The following is a 23,729-nucleotide window of genomic DNA, read 5'->3' as shown; positions in this document are numbered from 1 at the left end:
GTTATTCCTTATTACCAAGCTTTATCTTGCCCGTTGAATGCGTGGTTGCTTGGTCAGATGTATAAGCAAACTGAAGTTTGTTTTTGTCCTCATCCCAGTCTAGCTGCAAGGTGACAATCGCATCCGGTAGGATAGGATATTGAAACTTAATCACTTCCATACCAACGAACGGCCGAGAGACATTGAGGAATTGTTTGGCATAAAAGAGCACCCAATCTATTTGCGTCACACCGGGCAACAGAGCGAAGTCAGGGAAGTGGCCTTCAAAATCCTGAATATCACTATCCACCTTGATGACCAACGTCGCGCGACAGGGTTCGATTTTCTGCGATAGAATGTATGGTTTTCTTTTTTTCATTATTTCTACGATTATAGAGTGAGTACTTAACCCATGTTCGAGTTATGGTGAAATAGAGACTCAATCTCTTTCACCAGGCGTTTTCCCTGACTGTTTAAGGGGATGTCGTCAAGAATACGATAACGACGTGGGATAGCAATAGGTTCAAGCCATTGCCTAAGTGATTTCCTAATGTTTATCCAAAATTGCCCTTTGCCAATAGAAACAAGTTGCGCGTTTCCATGTTCGCTTAAAGTGATAACCGCGACTAAATCTAGCCTCACAGAGGTTTCAATGGTAATGACGGCGGCTTCCTCTATCCACTCTAACCCTTGAAGTCGAGCCTCCACTTCGACTAAAGAGACACGTTTCTCTTCTATTTTGATTATACGATCGGTTCTGCCTTTTAATAAAAAGGAACCATCTGCAAATAATTCACACTGGTCACTGGTTTGATACCAGTTATCCGGATCGATATGACCGGACTGCAGAGCAATGCAACCTTCGACGTTGAGCCTTGCTTTTACATCGGGAAATAGCTGCCAAGGTGTGATGTCGGTAAATTGTTGTCGGTAACCTATACCACCCGTTTCGGTGCTGCCGAAGACTTCGTAGGGTAGTGAACCCAACTGCTCTTCGCTTTGAATCGAGGCTTTAGGTGAGAGCGGACCTCCGGAAGAAAAGACCGTTTTGTAATCTGATTCGGAAGACTCTACATTTAAGCGTTTCAATAGCGCTGGACTACTCACTAATATGGATTGTTTGTCTGCGTGACTAATGACCTGTTCTGGATAGTCTAGGTTTTCTCTAGCAAATGGGCGTTGAGCACAGATTGGCCAAAGGAGTCTGAACAAAAGTCCATAGATATGCTGATGGGATACGGTGCTTTGTACTCGAGAGTATCCTATTTCTTCGCCCCATATCTGTTCTAATTGAGCAATTTCATGATTGAAATGGGATAAGGTCTTTGCAACTGCTTTTGGTTTTCCGCTCGATCCAGAAGTGAAAAGAGTGACTTTGACGTTACCTAGGTTTAGATCTGAAGCCAATTTAGATTGTGGGACGGATACGGTCAATTCAGAAGCAATGTTGAAAACCTCAACGCCGTCAAGTGCCATTAAATTAGGTATAAAAATGGCACTGTCATGAATTAGAGCATCAAATTCAGATGAGAGTTCGCGGATCGCTTCTGGTTGATGATTTCCGGGTAAGACCAACTCTTTACTTGCGTAACTCAGCGCGAAAAAAGCGACCGAAAACCAATAACTGTCGTGAATGCATATTGCCCATCGAGTTTGAGATTTGCCAGAAAGCCACAGAGAATAAAGGTGTACATCGTTGGCGAAATGGGACCACGTTTTGTTGCCAGCAGAACCAAAAGCAAATAGAGATTCAGCCCTATTTGCTTGTGTTAGTACAGATGCCAGTGAGCACAGTGGTAATCGTGTGAAGTTATTGTTCATGAGTGCCTGTTTGATTGGCTTTTACTTTTGTTGTACCTGCTTGCGTATAATAAATTCTATAGCAAACAGAAGCCCCATGGCTATATAGCTGATAAAACCATTATACAAAGTCCAATAGGAGAGCGGCATAAAGCACGTAGATAAAGCAATAGAACCATTGATGAAAAAGAACACACACCATACTTTGGTTACGTTTCTGGTGTACAACACGGCCTTGGGGTCAAGTTGAGGCTCTTGCAGTCGAGCAAACCGCTCTATTAGGCTCTGTTCTTGTGACAAGCTTAACCAAAAGACGACAAGTAGGCAGGTACTAACGACAACAGGATAATAAGTGAGCCAACCTTGTTGATTCAGCAAAGCGCCCAACGAGAGGAGGACAATTCCGATTCCTCCCGTCACCCATGCTAGATACTTTAGTTCTTTAAGTTTTGATTTAGAACCCGCTAGAATTCGAATCAAAAACAGAAGAATCAAAACGACAGCAATCGCTTCAATCCCAAGTTTGTCGATCCCAAAATAGACAACAAATGGATAGGTTAGAAGCAAAATTGCTGACAGTATTGTCAGCAATTTCATTATTCAGTCTTAAGCAAGTCGTAAACAGAGTCGACGACATCTTGCACTGTTCGAACCGCTTTAAATTCATCAGGCTTAATTTTTTTGCCTGTAACATTTTGAAGATGCACAACGAGGTCAACGGCGTCGATACTATCTAAATCAAGCTCTTGGTATAACTTGGCTTCGAGATTGATGTCCGCTTTATCAATTTCAAACAGTTCTACTAGTGCATCTGTTACCTGATTGAAAACATCTTCTTTGGTTATGTTTGTCATAATAGTTTCGTCAATTTAGCTTGTCTGAGAAGAGATGTAAGAAGCAAGGTTAGCAACAGAAGAAAAGTGTTGACGAGTATTATTGTCGTCGGCATCGATGATAATGTTAAACTTTTTCTTAATAGCTAAACCAAGCTCTAGTGCATCAATAGAGTCTAAACCTAATCCATCACCAAATAGTGGGGCATCGGTTTCGATATCATCAACGCTAATGTCTTCTAGATTTAATGCGTCGATAATCAGTTGCTTAATTTCTATATGTACGTTTTCCACTGTAACCTGCTTATTGTTAATGAAAGGATTCAATCCTTTTTATTTTCAAATAACACTTCTTCAAAATGTTGGTTTAAATTTCGAGCGGCTGATGCGTTTGAATTAGTCTGTCGAAGAAATGATTCTATGGCTATTTTACCTTCCACTTCAACATGAAAAAAGGGTTTAGTTGTCGGAACTTGGTACCATTTTGCTTCTTTTGTCAAAAAACTGGGATTTACTGTGATATTTATTATCCTAACGTCCACTTTTGACCGTACCGCAATTTGTGCAGCGCCTCTTTGCAGTTTAGTGGATAAACCTTGTTTTGTTCTGGTGCCTTCGGGAAATATCAACAGAACATTACCACTAGAGAATCTTTCATCGCACTGTGTAAATAGTGCTTCTGGTTCCTTATTTGGTATGTATCCTGCGGCTTGGACTATTCGTTTAATAAAAGGGTTTTCCCATATTGCGGCTTTTACTAAACAGTCACACTGCTTAAGTTGAGAAGCAATCAATACATAGTCAATAAGGCTTGGGTGATTGGCAATAATTAAACAGCCTTTGTCTTGTTCGAGCTTCTCGGCACCGGTAATGCTGTAATCAATTGCACCGGTAAACTTCATGATCTTACAAAATAGATCAAAGGTCATCTGTATCAGACGCTGAACCCGATATTCACTCTGGGTCTTGTTGTTGGATAACAGCTGAATAAAAGGGATTAAAACAAAACTGAGAATCAATCCACCAACACCAAAAAGTGTAAAGCAAAATCCAGTACTGAATACTCGCCAGCATTGATCGGATTTTATCCATAGTTGGCGCAATAAATTAAGCACCTCTATTCCAACTCCATTGAGTTCGGGACGAAGATATGCACCAAGCGTGGTCATTACTTAATAAATGTCGCAAACATTTGATTGATTGTGGAAGAGATGCGACGGCCCTTTCGTTCGTTTCTGGTATGGATGGGCTCTCGAATTTAGTCATGCTGTCACTGCTGCGATGAGTGTTGCGTTGCCAAGTAATGCAGAAATCATCGCCTACGGAAAGGACCATCCCAAACGCGTAGGTTACGAAATGTTCATGCTCAAATTCCTGGTATTCAGCCGGCAGAGGCGCATCAAAATCAACCAGTAGTACCTTTTTTTCCGTTAGTTCGGAGGTTTCTGTTTTTTCAGACAGATAGATAAACGATTCGATCAATGCCTGATGAAATGTATCTTGGCCTGCGGCAAGTGACGTGACAGGGATAGCCTGTTTCGCCGCAATTGTGGTCAATCCTGCTGCTGTGTTATGAACGGACTGAGAAAACGCCATTGGTGATGCATCGTCTCCGGCTAATATGGACTTTATGAGTTCAACGGTTCTTGGTAATTCACCATGACGACTAGAAAATACGATATACCCAATATTGTGCCGCGCTATTAATTCCAACGCTACCTGAACAGACATTTTACTTAAAGGGCTCATCCGTCTTCGCATCATCCCAGGAATATGATGGACAGGTGTTTTAGCGGTTGACTCAAATTCAGGATCGCTTAACCATGTATCCCAGTCATCAGTCGAGGCGATGTTTTCTGAAAGGATGTGATATTCGTCTACTTTGAATGTAATGATATTTTTATTATTAGTCATATACTGTTGATTTGTGTAGGTACTATATTAATACTATGCCTGAAATATTTAGAATGAACTTAATTTTACAGGAGTAGTAGCAATGAAATTCTTTAAGGTATTTGTATCTTTACTATTTGTTTTGATTCTTGCCGGTTGTGGCCGTGTTCAACCTATATTGGATGTTGAGAATACCCCAGTTGCTTATGATCTTCAAAAGAAACAAGTGAAGATGGCGATTATAGAGTCGGCGACGAATCGTGGTTGGGTAGTGAAGAATGCAGGAAACAATGAGGTTGAGCTTGAATTAGATTCTCGCGGTCATAAAGCCAGTGTGCGTGTGCCATATTCTGAAAAGTTTTACTCAATACTGTATGTTAGTTCAGAGAACTTAAAAGCAGATGCTAATGGGAATATTCATCGCAATTACAATCGTTGGATAAACAATTTAAATGTTGATATTCAAAAGAATTTATCGTTTCTTTCTATTTCTAAGTAACGCTATTGTGTCTATGTAACGATATTGTCTGTAACAGCAAAAATAATTAATTAGGTTTATTTGTGTCAAATTTCATTAAAGATCCATTTAACGCTCTAGAAGCGAAAACGGAAGCTCAAAAACTCTCTTTTGCCCCTATTGTATTCCATACGGCGAGAACATTGAGGGATTTAGGCATACTCAAGGTGCTTGATGATGCGGGTGACGAGGGGTTAGATGCAGGGGCTTTGGCAGTGCGTTCAAATGTCTCGGAATATGGTGTTAAGGTCTTATTAGATATGGCGATTAGCGCCAATATCGTTCTTTGGAATAAACCTAATTATGTCTTGGCCAATCTTGGTCATTTTATTCTTCATGACGGTATGACCAATGCAAATCTAGATTTCACGGCCGATGTTTGCTACGCAGCAATGATGCATTTGACTGAAGCGATTGAAGAGGGAACACCTGCTGGTTTGAAAGAGCTCGGTGATTGGGAAACCATCTATCAAGGGTTATCTTCATTACCTGAAAAAGCGAAACAGAGCTGGTTTGCTTTCGATCACTTCTATTCTGATCGGTCGTTTCCAGTACTGTTAGAAACTGTTTTTGCTAATAAACCGAAGCAGTTGGTTGATATTGGTGGTAATACAGGCAAATGGGCCATGCAGTGCTGTAAGCATGATTCGGATGTAAAGGTGACTATTGTTGATCTACCCCAACAGCTAGAATTGGCAATGAAAAATGTGACGGAAAATGGTTTTCAGAAACGAGTTTCCGCTTATCCAGCCAACATGTTAGATAAAAACCAAACGCTGCCAGCGGGAGCCGATGTTTGGTGGATGAGTCAGTTCTTAGACTGTTTTTCACCGATAGAAATTCTAAATATTCTAAGAAAAGTTCGTAGCACGATGGAACAAGACGCCACTGTTTATGTATTGGAATTGTTCTGGGATGCTCAGAAATATGATGCCGCTGAATATAGCTTGAATGCAACGTCACTTTACTTTACCTGTTTAGCGAATGGCAACAGCCGTTTTTATCGCAGTGAGGACTTCTTAGAAATTGTTCATGAAGCAGGTTTTGTTGTGAAACAACGCACAGATAATATTGGTCTTGGTCATACGCTGCTAACACTTTCCGCAGCCTAATTAAGAATGAATTACACCAATTACATACCTCGACAACATCGACAGACAGTAGAAGAGTCATTTCTGAAATGAAAATTGAAAAGAAACAAATCGCTATTATCGGAGCCGGGCCTTCTGGCTCGATTGCCGCCTCATTGCTTCGGCAAAAAGGCTTTGATGTTGTTGTTATCGAAAGGGATGTTTTTCCTCGATTTTCTATAGGAGAAAGCCTGCTCCCTGCTTGTATGGAGATGATAGAACTTGCAGGGATGAGTGATGCTGTCGCGGCCGCAGGGTTCCAGTTCAAGGATGGCGCCGCATTTCGATGTGGTGAACAATACCAAGAGTTTAATTTTGAGGATAAGTTTACTTCAGGCCCCGGAACCACCTTTCAGGTTCAAAGAGCAAGCTTTGACAAAGTTTTAGCCGATGAAGCGCAGAAACAAGGTGTAGCTATTCGATTTCAGCACGAGGTGCAAGCCATAGAAGTGCGAAATAATGACTCTATCTTGTCAGTGAAGGATAACGTTGGCAATATTTACCAACTACAAGCAGAGTTTGTACTGGATGCGAGCGGGTTCGGACGTGTTTTACCTAAATTATTAGCACTTGAAAAGCCTTCTTTTTTACCGCCTAGAAAAGCAATTTTCACTCATGTTGTTGATAATATAGAGAGCATGTCGGGCAAGCCCTATTATGATAGAAACAAGATTCTTATAACGGTTCACCCGCTTAATCGAGATGTCTGGTTTTGGCTCATTCCTTTTTCGAACGGGCAGTGCTCTCTTGGCGTAGTGGGAGAGCCAGAAATATTCGGTGAGGGTGATGAACTTTCGATCCTAAAAAGAATGGTTCACCAAGCGCCTGAATTGGATGAGCTATTGTCGAAAGCCGAGTTTATTACTGATGTTAATTCCATTATGGGTTACTCGGCGAATGTCAGTACGTTAGCAACAAATCGATTTGCATTGTTGGGTAATGCAGGAGAGTTTTTAGACCCCGTTTTCTCTTCGGGTGTCACTATTGCGATGTATTCAGCAAAACTGGCGGCGGATTGTGTTGAAAAACAGCTCCTTGGTGATGTTGTTGATTGGGATACTGACTATTCCGAGAGGCTAAAAATTGGCGTCGATGCATTTAAAACCTATGTAGATGGTTGGTATACTGGCAAGTTACAAAAGGTTATTTTTTATGAAAATGCAAACCCTAGAATTAAACAGATGATCTGTGCCATTTTAGCCGGATATGCCTGGGACGAAAGCAACCCCTATGTCAAAGAGTCAGAAAAAAAATTGGCCACTCTAGCGGAAATCTGCGGTGGCTGACCTTATTATGAATACAAAAAAAAGCAGCGTTAGCTGCTTTTTTGCGTTCAACTCGTACCTTAAGTTTATTTAATTTGGTATTAGTTAAATAGTTCCGCGTTATACTCAGGATTCATTAAGTTCTTAGCGGAAAAAATAGCATTTACGTGTTCTTCAGATAACAGGCCTCTTTCAAGGACAACTTGTTTAACACTTTTTCCTGTCTCTGCACATATTTTGCCCACAATATCACCTTCATGATGACCAATGAGAGGATTTAAATAGGTCACAATCCCAATTGAGTTAAATACATAATCTTCGCAAACTGTCTTATTTACAGTAATTCCATCGATACACTTGTCTGCTAAATTAATACATGCATTACTTAATAAGCTGATAGATTCAAAAATAGCCTGACCAATGACGGGTTCCATTACATTTAATTGTAACTGCCCAGCTTCTGCTGCAAACGTAACCGTTGTATCGTTACCAATGACTTTAAAACAGACCTGATTGACAACCTCTGGAATGACCGGGTTTACTTTTGCAGGCATAATAGAAGAACCAGCCTGCATTTCAGGAAGGTTTATTTCATTAAGGCCTGAACGTGGTCCTGAAGATAATAGACGGAGGTCGTTACAAACTTTTGATAATTTCACGGCTAAACGCTTAAATGCGCCGTGCACTGTAACATAGGCACCACAGTCAGATGTTGCTTCGATTAGATCTTCAGATGGTACGCAGGCAAGTCCCGTCGCTTGTGCAAGATATTTAACAGCTAGCTCTTGATACCCTTGTGCAGCATTTAGACCAGTACCGATAGCGGTTGCGCCTAGGTTAACTTCTAGAAGGAGATTTGCCGCATATTTTAGGTTTTTAATCTCTTCTTTAAGAAGGATGCTATAAGCGCCAAACTCTTGACCTACCGTCATTGGTACCGCATCTTGAAGCTGAGTTCGACCCATTTTTAATGTGTCTCTGTGCTCTTCACTCTTGGCATCAAAAGACACTTTAAGATGTTCAACAGAGGTAATTAGTTTCATAATGCTGTTGTATACCGCAACTCGGAATCCGGTAGGATAAGCACAATTTGTAGACTGACTCTTGTTCACATGATCATTAGGATTGATAACGTTGTAATCGCCTTTTTCATGACCTTTGAGTTCTAGTGCAACGTTAGCAACAACTTCATTTGCATTCATATTTACAGAGGTGCCAGCACCACCCTGATATACATCAGAGACGAACTGGTCCATGCATTTTCCGGTATCTAGAATTAAGTCACATGCTTTAACAATATATTCGCCTACATCCGATGGGATGGTGCCAAGCTCAATATTTGCTTGAGCTGCTGCCTTCTTAGTATAGATCATACCTCTGACAAGTTCTGGTGCGTCAGATATCGTCATTGACGAAATAGAGAAATTGTTTTTTGCACGAAGTGAGTGTATTCCATAATACGCTGCTGCTGGAACTTCCAATGTTCCCAATAGGTCTTCTTCGATGCGAAATTTATTTGAATCGTTAACCATGACGGCTACCTTTAATAAGAGTTAAGTAATGCAAGAATAATGAATGTTATTTTGTTTCAAGTACAATGCCAAAAAGTAATTTTAGATGCAGTTTTGGCATAGCTATAATTATGGGACTTGAGTAACAGATATATTTGAAAATGCTTCTCAGAAGTCGTCACTTTAAAAAAAAGAAAGAAAAAATAAAAAATAAAAAAGAAAAAGAAGGGAGCTAGGCTCCCTTTTTATTGCTATAGAAAACTAGATTAAGATGCCACCAAATGCGAAGCCTAGCGCAACAGCTGTCGTAATCGTTACAACACCAGGAATGAAGAACGGGTGGTTGAATACATAGTTACCGATACGCGTTGAACCAGTATCATCCATTTCTACCGCCGCCAACAATGTTGGGTAGGTTGGTAGTACAAATAAAGCACTTACCGCGGCAAAAGAGGCGACAGCTGTTAATGGTGCAACACCGATTGCTAATGCAGCTGGCATTAATGCGGTTGTTGTTGCGCCCTGAGAATAAAGAAGCATAGAAGCAAAGAACAGAGTAATGGCTAGCATCCACGGATATTGCTCAAGGATTTGTGCAGAGAATTCTTTGATTTCGCTAATGTGACTAGAAACGAAAGTATCACCCAACCAAGCAACACCGAGTACACAAACACATGCGCTCATACCAGATTTAAACGTTGCGGCGTTTGCGATTTTTGACGCGTCGATCTTAGTTAGCATGACGATGCCCGTTGCCGCCGTTAACATAATCGCCATGATTGCGTCGTTACGTCCGATGGTTGGGTTCTCGATTAGACCAACAGTACCACTTATCATTGTTGCGTAAGAAACCACAGCAACAATGGCGATAAGGAAAATGTACACAGACGTTTTTGCTGTCGGTAAAATAGTGCGCTGTGTTGCGCCTTGTATTTTAATAAGTCCTTTAGCTAAACGATCTTGATAAACTGGATCGTCCTTTAGTTCGCCACCCATTAGGTTTGCAACAAAAGCACCAACCATACAAGCGGTGAAAGTTGTAGGTATACAAACGGCAAGTAGAGTTAAGTAATCCACACCTAAAGGCTCTAGGATGCCAGAGAAGAACACAACAGCGGCTGAAATTGGCGAGGCCGTGATTGCTATCTGAGAAGCAACCACTGCAATAGACAGTGGTCTAGAAGGACGGATACCTTGTTCTTTTGCCACTTCTGCAATAACTGGAAGAGTAGAAAAAGCCGTATGACCTGTACCAGCAAGTAACGTCATGAAATAGGTTACGATAGGTGCGTAAAAGGTAATGCGTTTCGGGTTTTTACGAAGAAACTGCTCTGCAAGATCAACCAACCAATCCATACCACCAGCCACTTGCATCGCAGCAATGGCAGTAATAACGGACATAATAATAAGAATAACGTCAACAGGAATGTTACCCGCATCGACACCCATAAACATGGTTAATGCGATAACGCCAGCACCACCTGCTAAACCGATGCCTATTCCGCCTATTCTTGCGCCCAAGAATATAAAGAGCAGTACGACTAGTAATTCGACAACTATCATATTTTTTTCCTTGATGTAAAAGTTAAATTTAAAATGTGTAAAAAAAGGGGTGTACCTAAACACGGCTCGCTGTTGATTATCACAAATAGGTTACTATGTTATTTTTTTGTAAAATAAATAGTTATATTTTATTTAGGCATAGCCGTGCCGTAGCAATAATTTAAATTACTTAATAATGATTTTTTATTTCTTGAATACTTTATTCGTATTTAAATGGAAAAGTATTAACAATCTAACAATTGATTTATAGAGTACTAATAGAAAGTCATTTTGAGAAATGTTTCATTTGACAGTCGTATAATAAAATAGCATCACCTAAACCTTTATAAATGTGATGCATTTCTCTTTATCAGACTGATGCATAGTGTAAGTACTCTACTGTTAGATTTGATCCAGAACAATAAAGCGACACCACTATGCCGATTTTGTATCGAAACCGTGCAATTCTTTTATGGGGCTTATTTTTATAAGTTGGTTCCATATCGCTTCACATGATGGGTGAAGCTTTGAAACGTACCTGTAAACGTAGAGGTCGAGAGGGACGGGTTGCTTTTCGCTGAGAATAACAAGTTTTCCTGAGGCCAATTCGTCGCGAATAGTGTAATCCGGAAGCCAACTGATTCCCTTGCCCTGTATGACAAACTCTTTATTCAAGTCGCTCATCGATGAGGTGGATATGGTGTTATTTGTAAGGGAACTGTGTGCTCTTTTCAATGCTCGACCCATATAGCTTTCGGGCGTGTAATCTAGACTCGGTATATTTGAATCTCGGTTTAAGTCGAATAAAGGCTTACCTTGGTCATCAACGCCGGAGACACAATATAAATAGCTACGGCCCAAATAAATAGAGCGGTAGGGGGCCACTTGTAATCTATCATCGTAGAAGGAAAAGAGAAAATCGCTTTTCCCATCAATGAGTTGCTCGATTGAAGTGTCAACCTCATTGGCAACGATAGACAGATTAGTATTAAGCTTTGGATTAAATATTCCTTCGTGTATCTGAGGAAGTATACCGATGGCAATAGAATGGGCTGCGCTCAATCTCACGGTGTGTCGCCCTTGTACTGAGCTGCCGGTTAAGCGATCGATCTCTTCGTCTAATTGATACAGAATTGACTCAGCGGTTGTTTTGAATTGCTTACCTGATGTTGTCAGTTCGATAGGCGTTTTGGTTCTATCAATGAGAAGCAGGTTTAGCTCGGATTCCAATGATTTGATACGGCGGCTAAAGGCAGGTTGAGTAATGTTTCGTGCAGATGCGGCGTGAGAAAAACTGCCCAATTCGGCAAGCATAATAAAATCACGCAGCCACTTCGTTTCAATATTATTCATTTGTAGCTCCTAAAACTGGTATAGAAGAACCTTGCCTAAGCATATCCTTGCTAACAAAAGATTCAGTGTGCGAATGAATGACATATATGAAAACATTAATTGTTGGCCGTAGCAAGGGTTAGCTATACGCATACGGCATGAGAATCAAGTTTTAATGTTGCCATGTACTAATATAGTAGTATTTTATGCTTGGTCAATGCCTTTCTGGGCGCACCATATCACTTTTTCTCATCTCGTCTATAAGTTAGATCACAGTATTGCAATTTTTTTCATGCATTTTAAACATAAAGCTTATTGATATTGGCATTTTACAAGGTAAACACACATGTTTATTGTGGACGAATAAATATGACTCATTTAAATTTAGACATGATATTTATAAGGTTTATAGTCAAGATTAATTTTCCCTGCGATTCTAATATTTTATATTCTCCGTGAATATAAAATATTAGAATCGCAGGGAAAATAATGCATTTTCGCTTGGTTATTATTAGTGACAATAGATATTGAACTATTACCACAGTTAATATGCGGTTCAATATCTATTTTTATTTCTAATATTTTCAATTACCCCTGGAGGATAACTGTGCAAATAATTACCACAGATATCGCAGTGATCGGCGCCGGTGGCGCTGGTCTTCGAACTGCAATCGCAGCGGCTGAAGCAAATCCTGAGCTAGAAGTAGCCCTGATTTCTAAAGTCTACCCAATGCGTTCACATACTGTCGCCGCTGAAGGTGGCTCTGCCGCCGTCATCAAAGATGAAGATTCACTTGATAACCACTTCAACGATACGGTTGGTGGTGGTGACTGGTTATGTGAACAGAATGTCGTTGAATATTTTGTTGAAAACGCAACAAAAGAAATGATCCAAATGGAGCAATGGGGTTGTCCATGGAGCCGGAAAGAAAACGGTGAAGTGAACGTCCGTCGCTTTGGCGGAATGAAAGTAGAACGCACATGGTTTGCCGCCGATAAAACGGGCTTCCATATGTTGCATACGCTTTTCCAAACCTCTATCAAGTACAATCAAATCAAACGCTTTGATGAGTACTTCGTGGTTGACCTACTGGTTGAAAACGACGAGATTCAGGGTCTGGTTGCGATTCACATGTCCGAAGGCGAGCTTGTTACGATTAAAGCGAAGTCTGTTGTACTGGCGACAGGTGGCGCGGGACGGGTTTATAACACCAACACCAACGGCGGCATTGTTACCGGCGACGGTATGGCATTAGCGTATCGCCACGGTGTTCCTTTGCGTGATATGGAATTTGTTCAATATCACCCAACCGGCCTTCCTGGTACAGGTATCTTGATGACCGAAGGTTGTCGTGGCGAAGGCGGCATCATCGTCAACAAAAATGGCTACCGTTATCTGCAAGATTACGGCATGGGACCGGAAACCCCGGTTGGAGAGCCGAAAAACAAATATATGGAATTGGGTCCTCGAGACAAAGTTTCTCAAGCGTTTTGGCACGAGCAGCAAAAAGGCAACACCATCGACCATCCCCTTGGCGATGTGGTGCATCTAGACCTGAGACACTTAGGTGAAGAATACCTTCAAGAGCGTCTGCCGTTTATTTGTGAGCTGTCGAAGGCGTATGTTAACGTCGATCCGGCAAAAGAGCCGATCCCAATTCGTCCAACGGTTCACTACACCATGGGTGGGATTGAAACCGATCCGAGTTGCGAAACGAAAATCAAAGGTCTCTTCGCCGTGGGTGAATGTGCCTCTTCTGGTCTACATGGTGCAAACCGCTTAGGCTCAAACTCGCTGGCGGAGTTCGTGGTATTTGGTCGCGTGGCGGGCGAAAGTGCGGTGAAACGCGCGGAAACGTTTACCGGCTGGAACGACGACGCGATTGAAAAACAAGTGAAAGCGGTCGAAGCACGTATCCAAGGCTTGATGGACCAAGAAGGCGATGAAAGCTGGTCGACCATTCGAACAGAAATGGGCCACTCTATGGAAGCGGGCTGTGGTATTTACCGCCGCGAAGACCTCATTCAAGAGACCATGAATAAGCTGACCGAGCTGAAAGAGCGTTATAAGAAAATCAGCATTAAAGACCGAGGAAAGGTGTTCAACACCGATCTTCTTTATGCCATTGAGATTGGTTATGGCCTTGAAGTGGCAGAAGCAATGGCTCACTCGGCTATTCTTCGTCGTGAATCTCGCGGGGCGCATCAACGTTTAGATGAAGGCTGTACCGAACGTGATGATGTGAACTACTTGAAACACTCACTGGCGCTCTTCAACGAAGGACGCGCACCAACGATTGAATACAGTGATGTTACTATCACGAAATCTCAACCTAAAGCTCGCCTGTATGGGGCAGCAGCAGAAGAAGCGGCGGCGAAAGAAGCCGCAGACGCACAAGCCGCAGAGGAGCAGAAGTAATGACGGGTACTAGAATTCAAAAAGTCGATATTCTGCGTTACGATCCAGAAAAAGACGCCGAGCCTTATAAACAAACCTTCGAAGTTCCTTTCGATGACACAATGTCCGTGCTTGACGCACTGGGTTACATCAAAGATAACCTAGATAAAGACCTGTCCTATCGCTGGTCTTGTCGTATGGCTATCTGTGGCTCATGTGGCATGATGGTGAACAACTATCCTAAGCTGGCCTGCAAAACGTTCTTACGTGATTACCCTGATGGCCTTTTGATTGAGCCGTTAGCCAACTTCCCTATCGAGAAAGACTTAATCGTCGACATGACGCCGTTCATCGAACGTCTTGAAGCACTTAAGCCTTATATTATCGGTAATGACCGCACACCGGAAGATGGTCCAAACAACCAAACACCACAGCAAATGGCAAAATATAAGCAGTTTGCTGCTTGTATCAACTGTGGCCTTTGTTACGCCGCCTGTCCTCAGTTTGGTCTGAATCCAGAGTTCCTTGGCCCTGCGGCCATCGCACTTGCTCATCGCTACAACCTAGATAGCCGTGACAATGGTAAAGAAGAGCGCATGGAACTGCTTAACGGTGACAATGGCGTGTGGGGCTGTACGTTTGTCGGCTTCTGCTCTGATGTCTGTCCGAAGAGTGTTGATCCTGCCGCGGCGGTAAACCAAGGTAAAGTTGAGTCTTCTAAAGACTTTGTGATTGCTATGCTTAAACCTCAGGAGAACTAAGGATGAGTAACCGTAAACCTTACGTTCGCGAAATGAAAGCAACATGGTGGCAGAAGAGCAATTTCTACCGCATGTACATGATCCGTGAAGCGACTGTATTACCCATTATATTTTTCACACTGTGCCTAACTTTCGGGCTAGGCAGCTTAGTTAAGGGCCCCGAATCATGGGACGCTTGGCTAACCTTTATGGCAAACCCTGTTGTCGTGGCGATCAATATCGTCTCGTTAGCCGGGAGCCTGTACCACGCACACACATTCTTTACGATGTTCCCACAAGTCATGCCGATTCGATTGAAAGGCAAACTCGTGGACACGAAGATCATTGTGCTTGGCCAGTGGGCTGCCGTTGCTGCTATCTCATTAATCGTACTCATCATCGTATAAGGAGCTCATTGTGGTTAATAAACATCCAAAACGTTCAGACGAGCCCGTATGGTGGGGTCTATTTGGTGCCGGCGGTACCTGGTTTGCCATGATCACCCCCATTACCGTATTGGTGATAGGTATCCTTGCGCCCCTCGGTATTATTGATGCAGAGGCGATGAGCTATGAGCGCGTTGCCGATTTTGCAACCAGCTTTATTGGCGCTCTCTTTATCATCGGAACGCTGGCCCTTCCAATGTGGCATGCCATGCACCGTGTTCACCACGGTATGCATGACCTGAAACTGCACACTGGTGTGATTGGTAAAGTTGTTTGCTATTCGATTGCAAGCTCTATTACCGTACTGTCTATTGTACTCGTCTTCATGATCTAACCGTGCCTTCATGCCTTAACTGACAATCTGTAATGTGTTAGTTAAGGCTGGCAAACGGCGTCACCCTCAACACACTATTCCTAGTGTGAAAAGCCAAAAACGAGTAGCAACCTTAGCCGAGAATAGCAACGAGTAACGCGGTGTTAGGCAGCGACTATTTTGTTATTTGACCATAGATATAAGCAAGCTCTTCCTGCAAAAATCACGTAATACTCACTGACTATCTTTAACGTTGGGCACTAGGGTTTCTATTGGTATAGAGACCCTGATTTAAATGTGTACGGAAGTACACATTGATGAGTTTTCAAAGATTCATCGTTTAGATATGTTTTGTTCTTACCAATATAACCCTCAAAACTTGCTGTAGGTTACGGTTTGTGTCTAAGCTAAATTAGCGGCAATTCGGACATTCTCAACGTGTGAGATAAAATATGCTCTAACCGATAAGCATGAATAGAGGGAGAGACTGTTGTGCACAAAGATAACAAAAATCGCTTACGAAGTACCATTTTGGGGACATTAGTTGCTGATGCGGCTTCCGTTGGCTTTCATTGGCTATATGATCAAGAGCGAATCCGCGAGATCGCACCAGATTCCCCTGAATTCCATCCTCCGACAATGAGTGACTATGATAACGTGCCTGGTTTTTATGCTCATGGAAGTAAACGAGTTGGTGACCTTTCACAGTATGGTGAACAAGCTCTGGTACTGATGCGTTCGCTTGTCGCGAATGGAGGGCGTTACGACAAAACACAATATGAGAATGCTTTTCGCGAGCATTTTGGATATGGTGGAAAATACGTTGGTTACATCGACCATCCAACACGTGACACGCTAGACAATATTACCAGAGCAGAAAATGCCGCACTCAAGCGCGCCAAAGCGATCCCATTTGAGGGGGACGACAACACGCAGCACATGATGATCACCAAAGTCCTTGCCAACATCAAGCAGGCCAAAGGTGAAGAACTTCGACAAAAAGTAGAGGAAGCGGTCAGGCAGACGAATGATGACGACAGTATGGTTGCTTACGCAATGAACATTGTCTCCGAACTGGAAAAGCTATCTGGTCACCATGGTGCTGATGATGAACAACTGCCTGCTATCTCCAAATTACCTGCGTTAGTCTCTGTGTATGCTGAGAATGGTATGTTGCATGACGTTGTAGAATCCGCTGTACGTGTTACTAATGACAACGATCTAGCGGTATTATTTGGTCATGTTACGGCCTCTATTATTGAGGCGGCAATCCACAATGGCGATCCATTAACTGCGATTGCCAACGGCCGCAAAAACGCGGATCCCATTGTGATTGAGCTTATCGATGAAGTCTTATCTGTTAAGAATGAAACCACTACAGCGGTCACTTCACAGTTTGGTATGAGTTGCCATCTAGCTTATGGTTTCCCTAGTGTTATTCATAATCTGATTTCCTCGGGGTCGTACCGCGAAGCGATTCAAAAAAACATTTACGCTGGAGGAGATTCTTGTGGTCGTGCTGTTTTCTTGGGCGCGGTTCTTGGTGCTACTAATGGTATCGGTGGAGAAACGGGCATTCCGCTGGAATGGATTGAAAACCTTACACAGAGACAAGAGGTAAATGAACTTCTAGACGCGTTGTTCGACTCATAATTAATCTAAAGGGGAGGCATGTTTCTTTGATTTTCAGGTAGGCAAAAGGAATCTATTCATGCCTAATGAAGTAATTAAATTGGTTGTGATTGTAGCTCGAAATTGGCCCATTGTGTGGCAACGAGACTTGTGATGGAGAGGTCTCATTTTAACTTCTCCCACTTTTCTTGATATTAGGTTCGTAGCAAGTGATATACGAAAACGCCCAGTTATGAGCAAAAGTTGAGTATTTATCATCGCTCTTTGGTATCTAAGCCCAGTCACCTTTAAAAAGAAAAATATCGCTTAATTGAGTGCCCAGTCTGACTGGAACAGAGCGTTGCAATTCAATTTAGTTAAGTTAACAGTAAAAAAACACAAGACGATACTAGTCTTGTGTTTATATCATTTTAACTAACCAAAACCCGCTTACTCAATACAATTATTAGGCAATAAATAGATTAGCCAGCAAGAAACCTATTGGGACTGCTACGATAACACCCGACAACCCTGGGATGATAAATGGGTGATTAAAGAACTTTGACCCATTCCAACGGCTACTTTCAAATGACCCTGTATCGTCTGTAGAAATCGCAAATGCCGAGGTTGGATAGATGTTAGTGATATACATCGCACTCATCGCAACAAAGCTACCAACAATATATTCGGGTGGAATCCCCATGCTTCCTGCAATAGGAACCAGAAGCGCAGTTGCGGCACCATGGCTAAACAGCATTGCACTGGTGATCCAGAAAATAAACGCGAGTAATAATGGATAAGCCTCTAGCAGAATCCCTGCTTGTGCTTTGATTTCAGGGATATGGGCACCAATAATGGTGCCACTAAACCATGCAATACCAAGGATGACTATCAGCGACTCAGCGCCATCGGAAAAGACACTCGCCTTCTTAATCGTTTTCAGATCAACATGACAGACAAATGTGGTTAACAAGGCTGTCGAAAACATAGTTATAACGATAAGGTCACGCGAACCCAGTCCGTGCCCAAGTACTTTTTTGAACATCAACATGACGACAATAAATACAACTGATGCAAGAAAGAGAAGTACTGAACGCTTCGCAGCAGGATCTTCTTCTAAGATACGATCCGCAAATTCTGCTTTGTTAATAACGCCTTGTTCTAAACGCTGCTTGTAGATAGGATCGTCCAGAAGATCGCAACCTTGCCTTACCGCAACAAAAGTAGCCACTGAGGCGGCGACAAATCCTGTAGGTATAATAACCGCTAATAGGTTGCCAAATTCAACCCCCATTTGCTCGACTACGACCCACAAAGCAGCAGTTGCAGCAGAGATTGGAGATGCCGTGATCGCAATATGACAAGCAACAACCGAAGCGGTTAGAGGCTGACTCGGCCTTACATTGGTAGATTTTGCTACTTGTTGGATAACATTCAAAATAGAAAGTGTGGTGTACTGAGTGCCTGATAGAACAGTCAAAACGAACGTACACAAGGGCGCTAAGATACCAATGTACTTAGGGTTATTCCTAAGAAGACGCTCAGCCACGCGAACCATATAATCAAGCCCACCAGCACGCTGCATTACAGCTAGAGCAAGAATAACGGACATGATGATTAGTAATACTGAAATTGGCATTTTCCCAGGGGTCAATCCAAATCCAAATACAGCTATCACCATCCCAACGCCACCAGCCAAACCAACACCGATACCACCTAATCTTGCTGCGACTATTACGACGGCTACAAGTAGCAAAAGGTGTACATAAATCATAGTTCAATCCCCTTGAAAAAATGGCTGACTTCTTCTAATAGAAGTTCAGGAATATCTTCGGGAATATAATGCCCCGATGGTAATGCTTTACCAGAAACATCTGTAGCTACTTTTTGCCATTCAGCTAAAGGGTTAAACACCTTCCCTACGGTACCGTTCTCTCCCCAAAAGACCTTTAATGGACATCGGATTTTATTGCCAGCATCAATATCTTCTTGATCATGAACCAAGTCAATCGTTGCCGCAGCACGATAATCTTCACATATTCCTCTTCCCGCACCATCCAATTTCAGGCAGCGAAGATACTCTGCAATCGCTTCTTCTGTAAATGGTGTCATCCCTGCGCTACGTGCGCCAATAACACTTTTTAAATAAAGTTCAGGGTCAGACTCAATGAGTGATTCAGGTAATGGAGCGGGACGAATGAGGAAGAACCAGTGCCAGTAGGCTCTAGCAAAATCTTGGTTGGTTTGTTGGTACATAGACAGTGTTGGTGCAATATCAAGCAACATCATTTTATCTACACGTTCGCTATGATCTAAAGCTAAACGATGCGCGACTCTAGCCCCTCGGTCATGAGCCAATATGGAGAACTGATTAAAGCCAAGTTCTTGCATCAATTCAACTAAATCAAGTCCCATGACACGCTTTGAATAGGTTAGGTGTTGTTCGTCACTTAATGGCTTATCACTATCGCCATAACCTCGTATATCCGCAGCAACTACGGTAAAATTCTTAACCAGTTGTTCAGCTACCTTGTGCCAAATAACATGTGTTTGAGGATGGCCGTGAACTAATAATAGTGCAGGCCCTTGTCCACCAATTCTATAATGTATGTCAACTCCGTTGACATACAATTTAGCCGCTTTAAATCCCGTAAACATAAACTTGTACTCCTAATATAATAGGGTTTAATTTGAAATTAGCTGGTAGGGACAAATTATTTAGAAGTGGTAAAGGTTATAGTATTTTTTAGTCCCCGCAATAACCTCAATTTAACCCTGCTATCATAAAGGATAAATAGATAGACTATGATGTCATTAAACACGAATCGTAAACAATTTCCTTTACCAGAGGATTTATATGTCTTTTTAACAGTGATTCGTAAAGAAAGTTTTGTTGCAGCTTCTGAAGAATTGGGCCAATCACCAGCGTATGTTAGCAAGCGTATCCAAATCTTGGAAAAGACCTTAGGTACAAAGTTATTTCATAGGACAACCAGAAAAATCGCTTTAACAGAGGATGGTCACCACGCTCAGAAATGGGCTAATCGAATTATCGGTGATATGGATGATTTTGTAGATGATCTGTCTGAGGTAAGTAAAACCGCTCGTGGTACCTTGTATATCTGCAGTAGCTTCGGTTTTGGAAGAAACCATGTGGCAAAAGCACTATCAAAACTTTCTGTTCGCTTTCCTGAATTAGAGATACGATTAGAGGTATTTGATCGTGCTGTAGATATTGTAGAAGAAGGCTTTGATATTGAAATTAGAGTAGGAGATGACCTACCTCAACAACATATTTGTAAACCACTCCTACAAAATCAGCGTGTTTTATGTGCTAGCCCTGACTACTTAGACATGCACTCCCCCCTTACCACACTTGATGACTTGTCACAGCATGACTGCCTTGTGATAAAAGAACGTAATACACCATTTGGTATTTGGCAGTTGTCGAGTCAAAATGGTAGCTCGTTAGTAAAAATAAATGGTCAGCTATCGTCCAATAACGGTGAAATCGTCATGCAATGGGCACTTAACGGCCGTGGCATAATGTTACGTTCGATGTGGGATGTTGAAAAATTACTTGAAAGTGGTGAGTTAATCAGAGTATTGCCAGACTATTTTCAGAGTGCCAATGTTTGGGCCGTATACTCAACGAGGTTATCTCATTCAGCCAAACTGAGAGTGTGTGTTGAAATGCTGCAAGAGTACTTTAATGGCACATATCGCTGAGGATTATTTACGATTCGTGACTTAATTCAACACATTTAGCATATTGAAACACGGATAAAAGATATTAAGCTGTTCACATTATCCCCATATCTAGAAATGTGAGTATGCTATGACATCTGCTAAAACCCTTTATGAGAAGTTTATTGAATCTCATACTGTCTGCACCCTTGATGATATAGGGCACGTTCTACTCTACATCGACAAACAAGTATTAAATGAATACACCAGCCCTCAGGCATTTAGTGGACTTCGTAAAGCAAATAGACCCGTCTGGCGACCCAACACCCATTTAGCGGTTGTCGACCATGTTAACCCTACTGAACCTAATCGTATCGCGGCTATGCCAGATCAAGGCGGGCAAGATCAAGTCAATTATCTAAGAGAAAACTGCGAAGACTTTGCTATTGAACTGTTTGATATTCTTGACCCTAGGCAAGGGGTAGAACACGTTGTTGCACCAGAGCAAGGACTGATCTTACCAGGAATGGTGATAGGTTCCGGAGATAGCCACACCACAACTTACGGCGCACTGGGCGCTTTTGGCTTTGGTATTGGCACCTCTGAAATAGAGCATCTTCTTGCTACTCAGACACTAATATACAAAAAGTTAAAAACTATGCGTGTCACCATCACAGGTTCACTTAAACCATATCTCACCTCGAAAGATATTGTGATGGCCGTTGTTGAGAGAATCGGCGCATCAGGTGCGACTGGCTACGCCATAGAGTTTACAGGTAATGCCATATGGGAATTAAGCATTGAAGCAAGAATGACTATATGTAATATGGCGGTAGAGGCCGGTGCCCGCGGCGCGTTTATGGCGCCTGATAAAAAAGTGTTCGCTTACCTTAAAGACAAACAAAGAGCTCCTCAAGGCTTACTTTGGGAGCTCGCAATAGAGAGTTGGGCAGCTTTGAAATCTGACAATGATGCCATTTTTGATGCCGAAGTAGAACTAGACATCAGTTCACTTGAGCCCATGGTTAGTTGGGGAACCAGCCCAGATCAAGCTATCGCAATTTCTCAACTAATCCCGACTAAAAGCCGCTTCTCTGATGTCAGCGCAAACCAGCGTTCACTTGACTACATGGGATTATCATCCGTTAAATCTCTCAAAGGTCTTAATATTACCCACGCGTTTATAGGATCGTGTACAAACGCACGTATTGAGGATCTACGTGAAGTGGCGGATTTAGTTAAAGGAAAAACCGTCGCACCCCATGTAAGAGCAATGATAGTTCCCGGTTCCACCCCGGTTCGAACCCAAGCAGAAGAAGAAGGCATTGCCGATATATTGGTAGCTGCTGGCTTTGAATGGAGACAGTCTGGTTGCTCCATGTGTCTTGCAATGAATGATGACATATTGAAGCCCGGAGACCGATGTGCCTCCAGTACAAATCGAAACTTTGAAGGAAGACAAGGTGCAGGTGCTCGCACCCACCTAATGAGCCCTGTCATGGTTGCGGCCGCGGCTATCGCGGGTCATATTGTCGATATAAGAGAGAACGAGAGGAGAAGCCAATGAAACCATTTGATATCAAAACCGGCATTGCGGCGCCTTATTTAGCGAATAATGTAGATACCGATGTCATCATGCCAAAGCAGTTTCTAAAACGCATAGACAGGGATGGCTTGGCCGAAGGTGTCCTATTCGATCAACGCTTTTTGTATGATGGTTCACCGAATCCTGACTTCATCCTAAACAAGCCCGAATGGGTAAATTCTTCCTTTCTGGTGGTTGGCGATAATTTTGGCTGTGGCTCTAGTCGAGAATACGCTGTATGGGGATTACAACAGCTTGGTATCAAGGCCATCATAGGCACAACTTTTGCTGGGATATTTTATGATAACTGTCAACGTAATGGTGTTTTGCTGATCTCCATTAGCAATGCTGAACGCGACCTGATTGGAAAAACAGTATCCGATGCCAACATTAATACCGTTACCATTAATCTTCCCCAACAAACGATACTGCTTGATAACGGAAGTTGCATCGATTTTGAGATTGACCCTCTCAAGAAAGAGACCTTGATTAAAGGGTTGGATATTATTGGTAGTACGCTCGATAAAAGCACATTAATTCACGCATTCGAAAAACAACACCTATCAACTAATCCATGGCTTGCAGACTAAAAATCGGTTTATCGTTTCATCTTAGGTACAGGTAATCTTTAGTGCTATTGCAAGTTTCATCAATGTGGCACTAAAGATTAAAGAGGACTATTGCATGGGTACTGTCAAGTTAACCAATGTTATGGCAGTACCAACTAGATGAGTATATATGAAAGAGATCTATCCCCCTCTGTTTCGAGCCATATCCAACAAGTTTGTATTCATCGTAAGCCTCTAAATTGTTTTTCTCCAAAAGTGAGCTACAAAACAAATGGGGTATGCAAAAATATAATGTGTATGTCCTCCAATAGGCCATCACTAAACTGCGAAGTAAGTATGTATTTTCTGATCTAAATCTCTTTACAATGTTCAAAGCGGCGATAAAATGCGCGTTATTGAATAATCGAAAGTGGTTACATTTTCACAACTAAACTAAGGAGGAAATTATGTCATTGTGGTGTTCGATCAACCCACGCTTATTTGGCATGAAGGCTCGCTCAAGAGTTATTGATATCGCGTTGCGATAATCTCGACTTGAGCGAATAATCACCTTCGGCGAATAACGTCAACCGAGTACT

At 42.2% G+C, this 23,729-nt stretch carries 23 protein-coding genes; 11 read left to right on the top strand and 12 right to left on the bottom strand.

Annotation, left to right across the window (positions count from 1 at the left end; all coding sequences use genetic code 11):
* Position 1 precedes the first annotated feature (1 nt).
* From IUZ65_RS12435 to IUZ65_RS12405, 7 genes are read right to left on the bottom strand one after another with little or no spacing between them, the layout of a single operon-like run.
* A complete protein-coding gene (locus IUZ65_RS12435; protein WP_195704036.1) occupies positions 2–358 on the bottom strand; it encodes an ApeI family dehydratase in 357 nt (118 codons plus the stop codon).
* Between the two features lie 26 nt (positions 359–384).
* Positions 385–1,800, bottom strand: a complete 1,416-nt coding sequence (locus IUZ65_RS12430) for an AMP-binding protein (protein ID WP_195704035.1) — start codon at positions 1,798–1,800, stop codon at positions 385–387.
* Between the two features lie 21 nt (positions 1,801–1,821).
* Positions 1,822–2,376, bottom strand: coding sequence for a hypothetical protein (locus tag IUZ65_RS12425; protein ID WP_229638050.1), 555 nt, complete (start codon positions 2,374–2,376; stop codon positions 1,822–1,824).
* Positions 2,376–2,633, bottom strand: coding sequence for an acyl carrier protein (locus IUZ65_RS12420; RefSeq protein ID WP_195704034.1), 258 nt, complete (start codon positions 2,631–2,633; stop codon positions 2,376–2,378). The genes IUZ65_RS12425 and IUZ65_RS12420 overlap by 1 nt, the downstream gene beginning before the upstream one ends.
* A 15-nt stretch (positions 2,634–2,648) precedes the next feature.
* A complete protein-coding gene (locus IUZ65_RS12415) occupies positions 2,649–2,906 on the bottom strand; it encodes a phosphopantetheine-binding protein (protein ID WP_195704033.1) in 258 nt (85 codons plus the stop codon).
* A gap of 29 nt (positions 2,907–2,935) precedes the next feature.
* On the bottom strand, positions 2,936–3,727 hold the full coding sequence (locus IUZ65_RS12410) for a lysophospholipid acyltransferase family protein (RefSeq protein WP_231363587.1): 792 nt from the start codon (positions 3,725–3,727) through the stop codon (positions 2,936–2,938).
* The gene (locus tag IUZ65_RS12405; protein WP_195704031.1) at positions 3,720–4,526 is read right to left on the bottom strand and encodes a beta-ketoacyl synthase chain length factor; all 807 of its coding nucleotides are present in this window, start codon (positions 4,524–4,526) and stop codon (positions 3,720–3,722) included. The genes IUZ65_RS12410 and IUZ65_RS12405 overlap by 8 nt, the downstream gene beginning before the upstream one ends.
* Positions 4,527–4,608: 82 nt before the next feature.
* Between IUZ65_RS12405 and IUZ65_RS12400 the strand changes: the two genes are divergently transcribed.
* The 3 genes from IUZ65_RS12400 (at position 4,609) to IUZ65_RS12390 (ending at position 7,438) form a co-directional block, all read left to right on the top strand.
* Positions 4,609–5,004, top strand: coding sequence for a hypothetical protein (locus IUZ65_RS12400; protein ID WP_195704030.1), 396 nt, complete (start codon positions 4,609–4,611; stop codon positions 5,002–5,004).
* A 62-nt stretch (positions 5,005–5,066) separates the two neighbouring features.
* Complete coding sequence (locus IUZ65_RS12395; protein WP_195704029.1) at positions 5,067–6,134, top strand: methyltransferase; 1,068 nt, start codon at positions 5,067–5,069, stop codon at positions 6,132–6,134.
* Between the two features lie 68 nt (positions 6,135–6,202).
* On the top strand, positions 6,203–7,438 hold the full coding sequence (locus IUZ65_RS12390) for an NAD(P)/FAD-dependent oxidoreductase (RefSeq protein WP_195704028.1): 1,236 nt from the start codon (positions 6,203–6,205) through the stop codon (positions 7,436–7,438).
* An 80-nt stretch (positions 7,439–7,518) separates the two neighbouring features.
* On the opposite strand, the gene aspA is transcribed toward IUZ65_RS12390, so the two are convergent.
* The 3 genes from aspA to IUZ65_RS12375 all read right to left on the bottom strand — a co-directional run bounded on the left by aspA (position 7,519) and on the right by IUZ65_RS12375 (position 11,823).
* A complete protein-coding gene (gene aspA, locus IUZ65_RS12385; RefSeq protein ID WP_195704027.1) occupies positions 7,519–8,949 on the bottom strand; it encodes an aspartate ammonia-lyase in 1,431 nt (476 codons plus the stop codon).
* A 240-nt stretch (positions 8,950–9,189) separates the two neighbouring features.
* Positions 9,190–10,491, bottom strand: coding sequence for an anaerobic C4-dicarboxylate transporter (locus tag IUZ65_RS12380; protein WP_195704026.1), 1,302 nt, complete (start codon positions 10,489–10,491; stop codon positions 9,190–9,192).
* 414 nt (positions 10,492–10,905) lie between these two features.
* Positions 10,906–11,823: a LysR family transcriptional regulator gene (locus IUZ65_RS12375; protein WP_195704025.1), complete on the bottom strand. Its 918-nt coding sequence runs from the start codon at positions 11,821–11,823 to the stop codon at positions 10,906–10,908.
* 586 nt (positions 11,824–12,409) lie between these two features.
* Between IUZ65_RS12375 and frdA the strand changes: the two genes are divergently transcribed.
* The 5 genes from frdA (at position 12,410) to IUZ65_RS12350 (ending at position 17,352) form a co-directional block, all read left to right on the top strand.
* Positions 12,410–14,221, top strand: a complete 1,812-nt coding sequence (gene frdA, locus IUZ65_RS12370) for a fumarate reductase (quinol) flavoprotein subunit (RefSeq protein ID WP_195704024.1) — start codon at positions 12,410–12,412, stop codon at positions 14,219–14,221.
* Positions 14,221–14,961, top strand: coding sequence for a succinate dehydrogenase/fumarate reductase iron-sulfur subunit (locus IUZ65_RS12365; RefSeq protein WP_195704023.1), 741 nt, complete (start codon positions 14,221–14,223; stop codon positions 14,959–14,961). Before frdA ends, IUZ65_RS12365 begins: the two co-directional genes overlap by 1 nt.
* 2 nt (positions 14,962–14,963) lie before the next feature.
* Complete coding sequence (gene frdC / locus IUZ65_RS12360) at positions 14,964–15,347, top strand: fumarate reductase subunit FrdC (protein WP_195704022.1); 384 nt, start codon at positions 14,964–14,966, stop codon at positions 15,345–15,347.
* A gap of 10 nt (positions 15,348–15,357) precedes the next feature.
* Positions 15,358–15,720 (top strand): fumarate reductase subunit FrdD, encoded by a 363-nt coding sequence (gene frdD / locus IUZ65_RS12355; protein ID WP_195704021.1) that lies wholly within the window; start codon positions 15,358–15,360, stop codon positions 15,718–15,720.
* 471 nt (positions 15,721–16,191) lie between these two features.
* Entirely contained in the window at positions 16,192–17,352 is a 1,161-nt protein-coding gene (locus tag IUZ65_RS12350) for an ADP-ribosylglycohydrolase family protein (RefSeq protein ID WP_195704020.1), read from the top strand.
* 424 nt (positions 17,353–17,776) lie between these two features.
* Here IUZ65_RS12350 and IUZ65_RS12345 read toward each other — a convergent pair whose 3' ends face one another.
* Positions 17,777–19,084, bottom strand: coding sequence for an anaerobic C4-dicarboxylate transporter family protein (locus IUZ65_RS12345; protein WP_195704019.1), 1,308 nt, complete (start codon positions 19,082–19,084; stop codon positions 17,777–17,779).
* A complete protein-coding gene (locus tag IUZ65_RS12340) occupies positions 19,081–19,968 on the bottom strand; it encodes an alpha/beta fold hydrolase (protein WP_195704018.1) in 888 nt (295 codons plus the stop codon). The genes IUZ65_RS12345 and IUZ65_RS12340 overlap by 4 nt, the downstream gene beginning before the upstream one ends.
* Before the next feature lie 147 nt (positions 19,969–20,115).
* On the opposite strand from IUZ65_RS12340, the gene IUZ65_RS12335 reads away from it, so the two are divergent.
* From IUZ65_RS12335 to leuD, 3 genes are all read left to right on the top strand, one after another.
* Positions 20,116–21,039 (top strand): LysR substrate-binding domain-containing protein, encoded by a 924-nt coding sequence (locus IUZ65_RS12335; RefSeq protein ID WP_195704017.1) that lies wholly within the window; start codon positions 20,116–20,118, stop codon positions 21,037–21,039.
* A gap of 109 nt (positions 21,040–21,148) precedes the next feature.
* Positions 21,149–22,564, top strand: a complete 1,416-nt coding sequence (leuC, locus tag IUZ65_RS12330) for a 3-isopropylmalate dehydratase large subunit (protein WP_195704016.1) — start codon at positions 21,149–21,151, stop codon at positions 22,562–22,564.
* Positions 22,561–23,172, top strand: coding sequence for a 3-isopropylmalate dehydratase small subunit (gene leuD, locus IUZ65_RS12325; RefSeq protein ID WP_195704015.1), 612 nt, complete (start codon positions 22,561–22,563; stop codon positions 23,170–23,172). Before leuC ends, leuD begins: the two co-directional genes overlap by 4 nt.
* Positions 23,173–23,729 lie beyond the last annotated feature (557 nt).

It is taken from the genome of Vibrio sp. VB16 (assembly GCF_015594925.2).
Taxonomy (GTDB): domain Bacteria; phylum Pseudomonadota; class Gammaproteobacteria; order Enterobacterales; family Vibrionaceae; genus Vibrio.
This window is presented reverse-complemented; position numbering and strand designations above follow the sequence as displayed.